Origin of the sequence: Paenibacillus sp. FSL K6-1318 (assembly GCF_037976905.1) — a bacterium.
Taxonomy (GTDB): Bacteria; Bacillota; Bacilli; order Paenibacillales; family Paenibacillaceae; genus Paenibacillus; species Paenibacillus amylolyticus_A.
The window spans coordinates 3384032-3397304 of record NZ_CP150270.1 but is presented as its reverse complement, the minus strand read 5'-3'; the positions used below and the strand labels follow the sequence as shown (position 1 = coordinate 3397304).

At 44.1% G+C, this 13273-nt stretch carries 11 protein-coding genes; 4 read left to right on the top strand and 7 right to left on the bottom strand.

Annotated elements, in window-relative coordinates:
- Positions 1-23 precede the first annotated feature (23 nt).
- The 3 genes from NYE45_RS15000 to NYE45_RS14990 are packed head-to-tail and all read right to left on the bottom strand — an operon-like array spanning position 24 to position 4025.
- The gene (locus NYE45_RS15000; RefSeq protein WP_340012910.1) at positions 24-1205 is read right to left on the bottom strand and encodes a Ger(x)C family spore germination protein; all 1182 of its coding nucleotides are present in this window, start codon (positions 1203-1205) and stop codon (positions 24-26) included.
- Positions 1202-2299, bottom strand: coding sequence for a GerAB/ArcD/ProY family transporter (locus tag NYE45_RS14995; RefSeq protein ID WP_340012908.1), 1098 nt, complete (start codon positions 2297-2299; stop codon positions 1202-1204). Before NYE45_RS14995 ends, NYE45_RS15000 begins: the two co-directional genes overlap by 4 nt.
- Positions 2300-2330: 31 nt before the next feature.
- Entirely contained in the window at positions 2331-4025 is a 1695-nt protein-coding gene (locus NYE45_RS14990) for a spore germination protein (protein WP_340017374.1), read from the bottom strand.
- A gap of 363 nt (positions 4026-4388) precedes the next feature.
- Here NYE45_RS14990 and NYE45_RS14985 point away from each other — a divergent pair, with 363 nt between their 5' ends.
- Genes NYE45_RS14985 through NYE45_RS14975 form a run of 3 tightly spaced genes read left to right on the top strand, consistent with a single transcriptional unit; the run spans position 4389 to position 7104 of the window.
- Entirely contained in the window at positions 4389-5174 is a 786-nt protein-coding gene (locus NYE45_RS14985) for a DNA/RNA nuclease SfsA (RefSeq protein ID WP_340012906.1), read from the top strand.
- A 59-nt stretch (positions 5175-5233) separates the two neighbouring features.
- Complete coding sequence (locus NYE45_RS14980) at positions 5234-6181, top strand: YafY family protein (protein ID WP_340012905.1); 948 nt, start codon at positions 5234-5236, stop codon at positions 6179-6181.
- A gap of 38 nt (positions 6182-6219) precedes the next feature.
- Positions 6220-7104 (top strand): SDR family oxidoreductase, encoded by an 885-nt coding sequence (locus NYE45_RS14975; protein WP_340017280.1) that lies wholly within the window; start codon positions 6220-6222, stop codon positions 7102-7104.
- Positions 7105-7190: 86 nt separating this feature from the next.
- Here the strand turns inward: NYE45_RS14975 and NYE45_RS14970 are convergent, their stop codons facing one another.
- Positions 7191-9134 carry a beta-L-arabinofuranosidase domain-containing protein gene (locus NYE45_RS14970; protein WP_340017279.1) on the bottom strand — a complete coding sequence of 648 codons (1944 nt, stop codon included), beginning with the start codon at positions 9132-9134 and terminating at the stop codon, positions 7191-7193.
- Positions 9135-9236: 102 nt separating this feature from the next.
- Here NYE45_RS14970 and NYE45_RS14965 point away from each other — a divergent pair, with 102 nt between their 5' ends.
- Positions 9237-10115, top strand: a complete 879-nt coding sequence (locus NYE45_RS14965) for a helix-turn-helix domain-containing protein (protein WP_340017278.1) — start codon at positions 9237-9239, stop codon at positions 10113-10115.
- A gap of 147 nt (positions 10116-10262) precedes the next feature.
- Here the strand turns inward: NYE45_RS14965 and NYE45_RS14960 are convergent, their stop codons facing one another.
- From NYE45_RS14960 to NYE45_RS14950, 3 genes are all read right to left on the bottom strand, one after another.
- Positions 10263-11396 carry an NADH-dependent flavin oxidoreductase gene (locus tag NYE45_RS14960; protein ID WP_340017277.1) on the bottom strand — a complete coding sequence of 378 codons (1134 nt, stop codon included), beginning with the start codon at positions 11394-11396 and terminating at the stop codon, positions 10263-10265.
- A 137-nt stretch (positions 11397-11533) separates the two neighbouring features.
- Entirely contained in the window at positions 11534-12106 is a 573-nt protein-coding gene (locus NYE45_RS14955; RefSeq protein ID WP_340017276.1) for a TetR/AcrR family transcriptional regulator, read from the bottom strand.
- Positions 12107-12399: 293 nt separating this feature from the next.
- Positions 12400-13257 carry a PRD domain-containing protein gene (locus NYE45_RS14950; RefSeq protein ID WP_340017275.1) on the bottom strand — a complete coding sequence of 286 codons (858 nt, stop codon included), beginning with the start codon at positions 13255-13257 and terminating at the stop codon, positions 12400-12402.
- Between the last annotated feature and the right edge of the window lie 16 nt (positions 13258-13273).

The window sequence follows — 13273 nt, the reverse complement described above, 5'->3', positions numbered from 1 at the left end:
TTTGATGTCCACTGACCTCCAACTTAATCCATACTCATGGTAGAGGCTCCAAAATCATCGATATGCAGCTTCACACTGAAGGTCACTGGAATTGTGGTGAATGTGTCATCCCAATTTCCTTTGACTTTTTCCCATACAGCCGGATGCTGAATGCGCAGAGCTTTACCCAAACCTGCAACCTCTACATGCATTTTTTTCAGCTTGATCATGGTGTTCTCTACGAGCGTTTTAACCTCTGCTTCCACGATTTCGGAATGCTGTTCCAGCGTCCGATTATTCATTTTCTTAATGTTGGATGCAAAGACTTCAGACAGGCGACCTTCCGACTTCATGTCAACGTGAAACGAAATATCATCCCCATGCACGGTTGCCTTGATTTTGCTCTTGATGGATTTGATCTCATATACGAATTGCTGCTGTAGTTCAGGTTCTTTGATCTTGTATATCCCCCCTGAAATATCACCTTTTATCCATTGCAAACCTTCCACATGGGATTCATTTAAGTATCCACCGTACTTTTGGGTGTTGCCTTTCATTACCCCCGCACCTTTGATCTTTAAGGCACCTTGTTCCACACTGACATTTGGCAGAAGATAACTGGATTCCGATTTTAATGGTCCGATCAGGTTCGCAAGTGTAACGGGTTTGATGAGGCGGGAGATTCGTTTGCGGTTGCCAGACAGCTCTTTGAGCAGGAAAGCAGGAATCTCTCCGGATGCATTTTCCTTGAGGACGTCACTAGCTGTTCCTGTCGTCATATATACCTGAAGACTAAGTCGAATATCATTATCTGCTAGATAAAAATCAAGTAACTCATGCATTGGAATCTCTTGTAGTAACTTGGAACTGATCACAATTGTCTTTAGATGGAAACCAGCGGGTGAGCGGTTCGTGAGATACGTCTCCCTTGTCATCTCCATAATGGAATCCCCGATCTCCTCTCTGTTGTAAAACTTTTTGCCTGGAGAGTTGTTAGACTTAGCTCCTGCTTCGGGCAAAATGTATTGCACCGTTCGCCGAATCTTCTGTTTTTGAGGATAATCCACTCGCTCAGAAGCAACTCTGTCTTCAGGTTCTACCTTGTCGTAGGCAATACCTGCCTCCAAATACCGCTTTTCAATAGGCGAGCTACTCCAACATCCAGTCAGGAAGATACATGCTCCTGCCACCAACATAAACAGCGCAAATTTTCGGGAATGGATCACGTCAATTTTGACCTCCAGCGCGAAATGAGTAGCAGGATCAGAGAAAGACCGGAGAATAGAATAAGGTTGGCTTTGCCAATATATCTCCCCATTTGGAATAGTTCGTTGATATCCCGAGGGACACGAGATACGATCAGCATGATGGGCAGCAGAATACAGAGACTTCGTGCATAAGAAAGCTTTGTCACATGGGATAATCCCAATGCTGCACAATAAAAAGCGATATTAAATGTCGCGAAAATCTCCAGCACCCAGATCGATAAGAGTAGGGATTCGAATCGTTCCAACGGTAAATTCTCTACTTCTACGCTGCGTGTGAGGTCGAAAAAAGGCCATACACGGGTCGTAACTCCTTCCGCAGTGAATGCACCGATGCACAGAATAGTAGCGGTCGTATAGAGCACGATAGCTACGCCAAGCCCCCATCCCATAATCCGAACTGCTTTTTCGGGTTTTTCCATTTTGGCTAATATAAATAACATGATTTCGCTCCCGCTAAATGCCAAGGTAGTGGTACTCATGCCATGAAAGACGGGAGACATGCCTTTAGATAAAAAAGGACGTAGGGTGCTAACGTCAAAGTTTTTCACCCCAAGCAATAAAATGAGGAGGTAGATCACGATCGTGATCGGAACAATGATCTGGCATACTTTTGCGATCACGTCTGTGCCCTCCATGCACAAGTACAAGGAGATCCAGACAAATAGGGCCTGAATGGCCCACCATGGTGTACCTTCAAGTAGGAAAAACGATGTGACTTCCTCCATCGCCCGCATTTCATAACTTCCCAAATGAATGTAATACGCGATCACAACTAAACTAACAATCTTGCCAATCCATGTACCTACAATCTGTTGCACGAATTCATAGAAGTTCATTCCTGGAAATTTTCGACTTAGCCTAATCATCATCCACGCCAGAAGTAACGTTACACATCCTCCGAGAATGACGGACAACCAGGCATCTGCACTTTTAACAGCATGAACGACTTCTCTGGGTAACGTAAAAAGCTCCACACCAACAATAAAACCAATGATCAGACTTATGCCCTGTAATGTTGTAAGCTTGCCTGATTCATTCAGTCCAGATGCCATTATGGTCCCTCCTCATTGTAAGTGTTACATGTTAACTCTTGCGTTTCCGGTCTTTGGTCTGCAACAGTCCTGGTCTTTCCCGCATGAATTGTATTGGAGCACGAATCAAATAATCTTTCCACTCCTTAATGGAAGGCGGGGCAGCCATTCCTACGTAAGGAATGCCAAAACTTTTTAATTTGAACATATGGATGACCAGGAACAAAAAAGCCATGATCACACCATATAATCCGAACATCGCGGCGGTGAACATGATGGGAAACCGTAATAACCGCATGGCAATACCTGCACTGTACATTGGCGTGGCAAAAGAAGAAATCGCCGTCACCGCAACAACGATGACCAGGATGGGACTTACAATACCGGCATCCACCGCAGCTTGTCCAACGATGAGACCACCAACGATCCCCATGGCTGGGCCGATAGGCTTCGGCAAACGTAATCCCGCCTCACGCAAAATCTCAATCGCAAGTTCCATAATAAGTGCTTCAATTAACGTGGAAAAAGGCACACCCTGCCTCGTTCCAATGATTGAAATCACCAAATTGGTAGGAATCAGTCCAGGATGAAACGAGATAAACGAAATGTAAATAGCCGGAGCAAACAGCGAAATCAGGGTCGCTACAAAGCGTAAAAAGCGGATAAACGAACTGGGAATCCAGCGTTCATAATAATCTTCGGGTGATTGCAGCATCATGGCATAGGTAACCGGCATTAACAAGGCGTACGGTGACCCGTCCAGCAGGATCGCGACTCTTCCTTCCAATAAGGCCCCCATGACCCTGTCCGGTCGTTCCGTATTTTGAATCTGCGCAAACGGGCTAAGGAAATTATCTTCAATTAACTGCTCCACATACCCGGACTCCAGAACTTCATCTACATCAATTGCTCGCACACGTCGTTTGACTTCATCGACCAGTTCAGGATTAGCAATATCCCGAAAATAGACGATCATCAGTTGCTTCTCGACTCTGCTTCCCACTTTGCAGGAGACCATTGCAAGTTCATTGGTTTCCCCGTGTCTGCGCAGCATTGCTGTATTGTCACTCAGCACTTCCGTGAAGCCAATCCTTGGCCCCCTAAGAACCGATTCCGATACTGGCTCTTCGATTGATCTTGATTTCCCCTTTGGCGTTCCCAGAATCAGTGCCCCTTGAACTCCATCCAGCAAAAGGATCACGGAGCCAAACAGAACCTTGCGCAAGCTCGGAATGACCTCCTGTACAAATTCTGTTTCAGATACCAGCAACAGCTGCTGATCCAGTAAATGTACCAACTGTTTGGGAGTTAACTTTTCATGCCCAAGTGGCGTGTTTCCCCACTCCAACATCGGTTTCAGCACGTTATGATCCAGCGCCATCTTATCGGTTAAACCATCGACAAAATACAAGACGGCACGACAATCCAGGTTGCTTAGATAAAATGTTCTTTCATTAATATCATCCATATCCATTGCAACTTGTTTGAACCGGTTCATGTTGGTTACAAAATCAGCTGTATATAACAAGGCTTCATCATCTGGGACCGTTGGAACAGGACTAGGGTCACTCGACTGTTCTTCTTCTGCGGGAGGACTCTCCATTCTCTGCTTTCGTTGGCCCAGCCGTGCATCCATAAGCTTAATCTGACGAAAGAGGCCCATAATGAGAAAAGGTACTAACGTTAAACACACGGTGCCCGCCCAGGCACCCCAGTCAGGTATATGATCCAGTATTCGTTTCCACACCACCTGATCAGATCTCCTTACTTCACATACTGTTTTCAAGTAGAATGACCAATATTCTACAATTCATGCATTCATGACCTTTCCCAAGATGTTGCATAGGAGAATCTCTTGACTGAAGGCAACTTGAAAATGGACTTTGAGGCCGCAGCTATTGGATATGTAGCTCTTCGATCCCTCGCATCGGGGCAGGCGATTTATCTGGCTTAATATCCTCCCTCCTACTCCGTCCTGGATTAATTTGTGATAACTGCGAGTGAATCGCTACTGCCATGCTGTTGTCAGGAGGCGTGTTGTATAGTGTTGTTAAATGTTAAAGCCAAGGAAATATTACATTTACAATATTAATCATATGGGAGCTGTTTTTTGTTGGAAACTGTACATGATCCATTCATATTTGAAAAACCTCTGCTGGAGGGCATCATTCGTAAACGTAAAAATCGATTTATTATGATTGTAGAAATGGAAGGCATTTTATATGACTGTCATTGTCCTGCTACGGGAAGCATTGGCGATATTGTGTTTCGTGATATTGCCTGCCTTGTTTCCAAAAGTGATAATGTCAAACGAAAAACTCAATTCACCATTGAAGCTATTTCACTTGACTTGCCTGCTGAGGAACATAAATCATGGATTGGCATTAATCAGAATGCTGCAAATCGGTATGTAGAGCACTTTCTGAAGAATGGTCAACTGCTTAACATGGTGAGCAACGGTGAAACGGTCCTGCGTGAAAAAAAACTGGGCAATTCCAAATTGGATTTTCTCGTAGATAATACGTACATTGAGGTCAAGACACCACTCACCCAGTTACAAGTTGAAATGAAGGAGCATATTGAAATCAAAAAATCGAGCGAATTTAATTCGTTTGAGCGTTTCATCAAACATATTGGAGAGCTAAGTGGTAGCTTGACGGAAAATGCAAGAGCGATTCTGTTAGTTTGCTTAATATATCAAAATTCAGGTTTCAAGGTAGGCATGGGCGGCAAACATAGCAACTACATTATGCAGTCGGTTCAAGATTCGGTACAACGTGGCGTTGAAATCTGGCAAACTGATTTTAAAATCACGCCCACAGAGGTTAGCTTAACTGGATACTATAACATTACCTCACAGTTTTTGAATGGTGAGATCATCTCAAGAAAACCGTAATCGTCAGTTCGCCTGTCGGGAAAATTACTGGGCCATGGCACTACAATGGAGGAACTCCTATGCAGAAAACAAGTCGACAACTGGGCATTGTGCTGGAGTTGCAGCATCGGAAGATGGTAAAAGCGGAAGAACTCGCAGAACGGTTTGAGACAAGTATTCGTACGATCTATCGAGATATCCAGACACTTAATGAAGCCGGTGTTCCAGTCATTGGATTACCTGGCATCGGCTATTCTTTAATGGAGGGCTACTTCCTTCCTCCCATCAGTTTTACATCAGAAGAAGCCTTGACACTTCTCATGGGTACGGAGTTCATTGAACAACGTTTTGATGAGCGTTACAGTCGTAGTGCCAGATCCTCACATGCTAAAATTGAGGCCATTTTGCCTAAATCCATACGCACAGATGCGGATCGAGTACGTGAAAGCATTCGTTTGTTATATAAAGAAGAGCCCGATATCGGCGCCAGAGAAAAAGCTCATATTGAAACGCTGAGAGAAGCAATGCTTACCCGAAAAAAAATCAGGTTCACCCGTCACAAACGTTATAAAGATGCCACAAACAACCGAGAAACGAGTCGTAGTGCAGCTCCTTTGGGTTTGGTACTCGTTGATGGCGGGTGGATTCTAATTGCACAATGTGACTTGCGTCAAGACATCCGTCATTTTCGAGTTTCCAGAATGAGCGATCTCTCCATTATGGATGAGTACTATCAGGTCCCGGAAGACTTCAGACTTCACGAATATCAGCCGAAGGATGAACGAACGTTTCGGATACGAGCACGTTTTGACACAGGCATCGCGGACAAAGTGAAAGAATCCAACTTATATTACATGGAGGAGGCTCAGCTTCATGATGAGGGGTATGATGTGACTTTTCGCGTTCGAGAGATGGAAGAATTACTGCAATGGATACTCGGTTGGGGTTCAGAGGTCGTCATTATCGAACCGGAGTCCTTCAAAACCCGGGTGAAAGAAGAAATAGAACTCATGTTAAAGCGCTATTAATATGGATGGAAAATTACATTTACAGGAGGAATATAAAAATGAGTACATTGAAAGAAAATAATGTTTTGGTTACAGGTGCTAACGGTAATGTCGGTCGGTTGGTCGTGGATTGGTTGCTAGAAAATTACAACGGTTCGATTATAGCGACTACTCGCCATCCTGAGAAACTTGCGGATTTGGCTGAACGTGGAGTCATCGTACGTCATGCTGATTTTGATCAGTCGGAATCACTCGATGAAGCTTTTGCCGGCGCACAACGCCTGCTTCTGATCAGCACAGATGCGATCGGCATTCCGGACATTCGGCTCAATCAACAAACCCAAGCCGTGCGTGCTGCCGTTAAAGCTGGAGTAAACCATATTGTGTATACTTCTTTCTTTAATAATGAGCCGGGAACAGCTAACGTTACCGCTGCGGACCATTACTTCACGGAGCAAGCCATCAAAGATAGCGGATTAACGTATACGATTCTTCGTAACAATCTGTACGCTGAAAACCTTCTTCAAGCCTTGGGACAAGCGGCTGAAAGAGGAATGTACGCATCTGCTATTGGTGAAGGCAAGATCTCTTATATTGCTCGTCAAGATTGTGCTATCGCTGCGGCTGTGGCTGTATCATCATCTAACAACGATAATAAAACACTAAATCTAACCGGCTTGGAAGCTGTTTCGGGTCAGGACATTGCCCGTATTTTGAGTGAAGCTGTAGGCAAACCCGTATCGTATGTGCCGTTAGAGATTCCTCAACTCGTTGGAATATATGAATCCTTTCACATGCCGAAGCCTATGGCGGAAGCCCTTGCTTCTTTTGATGCGGCTTCAGCAAAAGGTGAATATGAGCTGGTAACTCAGGATTTCAAAGAACTCACAGGTCAAAATCCAATAAGTATCAAACAGTTTCTGGCAGCGCAGAAGAACGGTTAATCTTAGGCAGTGTCATGAAAATAGAAAAAACGAAGGTGGATCCCCCGCCTTCGTTTTTTCTATTTTACTCGTATGCGCAGAGAACGCTAAGAATAGCGTAGCCACACGCTCATCTCACCAGCCAGCCGATTGCCCCACAGATAATAGGGAATGGCCTTGAAACGTACTTCCTTTTTCTGCTTAATATAAGAACGGTACGGCTTCTCATCTGACCATAAATCGCTGTCGTCAGTCACGAGACCATCCCCTTCTACCACGACACAACCACCTAGCAAATCTGGATCAGCATACGCCGTTAATTGTGGCTCCGCAGCCAACGCGAGCGAAGTGAGCGGTGCTCCGTTGTCTGCTTCTTCTACGCAATAAACGAGCGGGCCGCGTTGAATCGCCACCTTGCCTGCATCTGCCCGAATTAAAGGGTGTGCAGCAACTAACTTCGGCTCGATCGGGAGTAGCCACTCCACTGTATTTCCATCTGACCAGCTGCGATTTATTTTTGCGTAACCATTCTCAACATGCACATCTTGCCGTTCACCATTTACTTTCAACGTTGGTTTTCCGTCCTGAAACCAATCTGGTATACGAAGCGCAAGCTCGAACTCGGCACATTCGCTGTCTTTGGGAAGCTGAACCGAGAATTCAACGCGGCCGTTCCATGGCAACTCAGAGTGTTGATGCAAAGTTATTGTGGTGTCGGCAAGCTCGAACGACGCTTTACTTCCAATATACAAATGGGTATAGATCGTTCTGGAATCCCCAGACACGTCGTAAATATAATCGTTTAACGAACCTAGCAACCGTGCGACATTGGGAGGACAACAGGAGCAACCAAACCATTTTTGTCGGATGGGCTTTACGTGATGTTTATCTGGATTTTTGAGACTTGCTTCTGGCCATACCTCAAGTGGATTGACATAGAAGAAGTGTTTCCCATCCATAGACATGCTTCCCAGCACATTGTTGTACAGCGCTCTCTCCAACACATCCGCATAGTCACTTTTAACTTCCAATTGAAGCATGCGACGTGCCCAGAAAATCAAACCAATCGAGGCGCAGGTCTCCGCGTAAACGGAATCATTCGGAAGATCATAGTCGAACGTAAAGGCTTCCCCAAGATGTGTTGAACCAATGCCACCGGTAATATACATTTGTTTGCCTGTTGTGTTCGACCAGAGCCGTTCACAGGCCTCCTTTAGCTCTTCGTCACCTGTTAGTCGCGCAAGATCAGCCATCGCCGTGTACATATATACTGCCCGAACGGAGTGTCCAACAGCTACCTTTTGCTCACGAACAGGCAGATGAGACTGATAGACCTCAAGATTAGGCGCTCCCTGGGACCAGATATTTGTCCGGCTTCCGCGTTCCCATTCCTCGATAAAATAGTTGGGCTGTTTTCCCCGTTCATCTATGAAATACCGGCTAAGGTTCAAATAACGCTCTTCTCCCGTAACACCGTATAGCTTAACCAGAGCCAATTCAATCTCCTGATGACCGCAGTAAGCCCTTATCTGTCCCGGCTTGGTTCCGAACATACGATCAATCAGATCAGCGAATCGACATGAGATGTCTAGTAACTTACGCTTGCCTGTCGCCTGGTAATACGCAACTGCCGCTTCAATTAAATGACCCGCACAATACAGCTCATGAGCTTCATAAAGATTGGTCCATTGTTTTCCAGGTTCTTTAATCGTGAAGTAGGTATTCAGATAACCATCGTCATGTTGGGCTTGGCGGATCAATTCGATGGATTCATCGGCGATCTTCTCTAACCTCTGATCTGGATGATGACGGAGCGAATAAGCAACGGCCTCTAACCACTTGTAGAGATCACTGTCCTGAAATACCCATCCGCCGAACTCTCCTTGCTCCAAGCCTGCGGCAATACGGAAATTTCGAATGGCATGACTAGGCTCAGCGTCCTCTACCCTATCGTTCAGAGCTTCCCATTGATAAGGAATAACCGTTTCTCGTACAAGATCGGAATATGTATTCCAAAATTGGTCTTGAATTTGGATCTGATTCTGTCCCATTATACACACCTCAAAAGTATAAAATTTGACTCTTTCCAAAGTCGAGTATATGCTTTTTCTTAAAGTGAGAATAGGAATGGAATGATCTTTTTTCTATACAAAATGACACTAAAAAATGAGGTTAATTCATTGAATGAACAATTAATTGTTGCGTTACAAACTCCACCTCTTCCATATTACTGGGAATCTGGTCGTTCAACGTTCCGAGTAGGCGATCGTCATCCTAATCGAAGAAATTTCGGCCTGTTTGATGTACTGTTCGTGGTTAATGGCGAACTACATATCGGTGAGAACGGGACGGAATGGACACTTGGCACAGGTGATGTACTATTATTACTGCCTGAAGGTGAGCATTACTCGTTCAAGCCCTGCGAACAGGAAACAACGTTTTACTGGGTTCATTTTGAGCATGTGAACTGGCATCAGAGTCCCTTAATAGAAGAATCGGAAGCGGTAAGTCCGTTATCGCCGTTTGATAAGCCAAAATTAATACGAATACCTAAGAAATCCACGCTACTAAGTCCCCAGCTCGGATTTGATCTAATGCAACAGCTTTTGGAACTGCCGGTAGGTGATGCCTTCTGGGAGAAGCAGCAACTCCTGTTCCGATTTCTGGCTATACTCGAAAATGGCATCTCTGATATGGCCAAAACGCCTGCTTCACGGCTTGCAGAGAAAGTAGCTGTTTTCATCCAGCAACACTACCAAGAAGAGATCACCAATGAAACACTCTCGTCGGTACTACACTTCCACCCCAGCTACATCGTTCGCTGTATGAAAATGAAATACGGTGTCACACCGGTTCATTACTTACTACAATTCAGGATTGAGCGGGCCAAGCAGCTTCTAGTTTCGACAGAATGGTCGATTGATCGTATAGCGGCTGAAGTGGGCTTTCAATATTCCCCTTACTTTTCTACCTGCTTCAAGCGAAGTGTTGGAATAACTCCCCTCCAGTTTCGGAAGAAATATCTTAACTAGTTAAATGCATACTCTTCTATATCATCCGAAATCACATATTATGCGAAATAGGTTTCCTTCAATTGAAGGAAACCCATTTCTTTAAAATTTGGCAGATGACAAACTCACCCCCTTGCGCAGATGCAGTCTGAAGTCTGATGGTTAATACTATTCCTCGATATTGAACCATGGACCAGAAGCTTGAATGAAGCCCCACAGTTTTTCCGGTAGCACAAGCTCATTTACCTTCGAGGCCTTAATCGTTGTTTGAATCTCAGACTCACGTCCACCTTGAACTTTCTCAACCCAGTCCGGATTCATGATGAGCGCGTGTCCGATCGCAGCCAGCGATACGCCCTGATTCATAGCTTTATTAACATCATCTGGAGTCACTATTGAACCTGCAGCCAGGAGAGTTACTCGACCGCTCACATGTTCAGCAATGAATTCCAGGTGTGTTTTGCCACCTTGAGTGTCAGCGGGTTTAGATGTAAAGACATCCCCCAATGAAGCATGGATATAATCAACACCCACTTCAATCAGGCGATCAATCAGCACATAGGTATCCTTCATTCTTAGACCACCTTCCTGATGTTCGTCAGGAGAAATCCGGTATCCGAGAATGAAAGGTTTGGAAGCATGTTTTTGAATGACACGTTTCATCTCATCAATGACAGCGAGCGGAAAGCGTAAGCGATTCTCTATGGAACCCCCCCATTGATCCTCTCGTCTGTTGAAGAATGGAGAAAAGAAGTTTTGCAGCAGGAATCCATGAGCACCATGAATTTCAACCCCATCGAAGCCTGCTTCAATTGCACGTCTGGTCGTTTCTCCAAACGCATGAATCACTTCCAGTATTTCATCATGCGAAAGCTCTCTAGGTAGAACGGAAGGTGCAAATCCAGTGGCCTCCGTCTGTACAGCACTGGAACTAACCACTTCTCCATTAGGAATGAGATTCGGAAGTGCCTTGTTACCCGCATGGAAAATTTGAAGTACTGCAGAAGCTCCTCCACTCTTCGTTGCATCTGCTAATTTGCGCAAGCTCGGAATGAACGCATCATCGTAACCGGCGAATTCATTTGTGAAGCCGATCCCGTTAGGTTGGACATGTGTGCATCCTGTAATAACCAGCCCCACACCATTTACTCTTTTTTTATAATAGTTTTCTTCCGCATCTGAAACGGTATAATCATCATTACTGGACCATGTGGTCATAGGTGCCATAACAATTCGATTCCGAAGCTTTACTCCGTTGTTGAGTGTAAAAGATTCAAACATGTTGTTGTATTGTGCGTTCATTACATAACCTCTTTCTATTAGTAGTAAATGTAAATCAATTTTTAATTCTTATAAATAAACGATCATTCGATTAATATATAGCGTTAAAACAGAGGGATTTCCATAGTGAATGTAATTCCCTCTAACATAGAACTTTATTAAGCTTTAATCGCATCCCAGGTCATCTGAACTAATTCGTCCAAACGATCTTGCTCCAACTCGATCCGGCCGCCAAAAACCTCTTTAACATATTGCATGGTTGGATTGAATGTAAACATATGAAGCAAACTCGTATCCACTTGCTTAAAGACCTGTTCGCGCTTGCCCTTCTCATACAACTTAAATAGAGGTTCGAATAAACTGGCTCCTTCCATCAGGGACAACTTATGAAGAAGTGGTGAATTGGAGAATTGCTCGGCAAATAAAAATTCATCTTTATGGCTTAAAATAAAATCCGAGAAATTTTTCAATGCATGCTCGAAAGCAGATTGGATCGAAATCGATTCATCATAATTGTGGAATACGGCCAGACTCATGTCTTTCTTGATGCTTAAATACAGTTTATTGAGCATGTCCTCCTTGTTTTCGAAGTAAACGTATATCGTTGAAGCAGATACGTTAGCCTTTTTGGCGATCTTGGACATTGATGTTTCCGATAAACCATATTCATTAATTAATTGAATTGCTGCGTTAAAAATACGCTCTCTTTTATTCTCATCTTTATGTCTCATGTACATGATATTAAATAATCGTTTGATTAAAGTCAATCAAGGATGCGTTATATAAAGAGCACTCCAACGTCGTTTTTGATATCCAACTATCCCTCCACCTCATAGACAACGTAGCGTTCACTGGACCTATATTAAACGATCATTCGATTAAAATCAAGCGTGAAAATTATCCCCTTCCACATATTCTTCAAAGGTTACTCAAACCAAACGACCGTTTTCCGGTGAAATACCAGAGAACGGTCGTAGCTACATGATCATTTCGTTTATTGTTTCGTTATATGTTCGTGAACAGATCAATGGGATAATTGCCCCTCATCACCTTGCTCCTCCTGCACAATTCGAGCAATGTGAATCATCAGATATAATAATTCCTCGTTCGAGATGGAGATATCCAGCATGTTTTGCACGTAGGTTTTAATCATCTCTGCGCACTTGTATTCAAGTGGATGCTCCTTCACCATGTGCTGAAAGATGAAATCTTTCGGCGAGTTGCCCAAGCGGCCCTCTTGTAAACGCTGGATGAAAAACTGCAGGTGTGTGACGAGTCTCACATAATGGATGGAGTTTTTATTCAACTGCATGTCAAAGCTGTATTGAATAAGATTGAAAATATCTTTTAACATTTTAACGGATTGCATCGTGCGCTCCATATTCTGTTCATGCGTTTGGGCATTGACGAAATGAAAGGCGATATTGCCCGCTTCCTCTTCCGTAAGCTCAATGCCAAGTTCTTGATTCAACAAGTGGACGGCTTCCATGCCCAGTTCGAATTCGACCGGATGAAACCTTTGGATCTCCCACAACATACGATTCTGTAAGGATACACCTTTTTTCCAACGTTCAATGGCAAATGACAGGTGATCCATAAGTGTAAAGAAGATTTGATCATCAAGTGAGAGCTTTTCTTTGGCATTCGAAATGAGTTTGTTAATGACGTTCACATGTGATTCCGGCATGTTTTCGATGGTTCGTACATAAGCCTGGGCAGACGGATTATTTTGCAGAATGAATCGTTTCTGGATGTGCTCTTCATCCAGTCGCTCGCCGACTTTGCCTTTGAATGCCAAGCCTTTTCCCATGACAATCACTTCTTGTCCCTGTTCATCTTTGGTCAGCAGCAAGCTATTGTTCAATATTTTGATTACTTTCATGCATTCATCACGATCC

What these genes read in the sequence shown, in the direction of transcription:
- NYE45_RS14995 (WP_340012908.1), bottom strand. Translation starts at nt 2,299, where the DNA reads ATGGCATCTGGACTGAATGAATCAGGCAAGCTTACAACATTACAGGGC.
- NYE45_RS14980 (WP_340012905.1), top strand. Translation starts at nt 5,234, where the DNA reads ATGCAGAAAACAAGTCGACAACTGGGCATTGTGCTGGAGTTGCAGCAT.
- NYE45_RS14975 (WP_340017280.1), top strand. Translation starts at nt 6,220, where the DNA reads ATGAGTACATTGAAAGAAAATAATGTTTTGGTTACAGGTGCTAACGGT.
- NYE45_RS14970 (WP_340017279.1), bottom strand. Translation starts at nt 9,134, where the DNA reads ATGGGACAGAATCAGATCCAAATTCAAGACCAATTTTGGAATACATAT.
- NYE45_RS14965 (WP_340017278.1), top strand. Translation starts at nt 9,237, where the DNA reads ATGACACTAAAAAATGAGGTTAATTCATTGAATGAACAATTAATTGTT.
- NYE45_RS14960 (WP_340017277.1), bottom strand. Translation starts at nt 11,396, where the DNA reads ATGAACGCACAATACAACAACATGTTTGAATCTTTTACACTCAACAAC.
- NYE45_RS14955 (WP_340017276.1), bottom strand. Translation starts at nt 12,106, where the DNA reads ATGAGACATAAAGATGAGAATAAAAGAGAGCGTATTTTTAACGCAGCA.
- NYE45_RS14950 (WP_340017275.1), bottom strand. Translation starts at nt 13,257, where the DNA reads ATGAAAGTAATCAAAATATTGAACAATAGCTTGCTGCTGACCAAAGAT.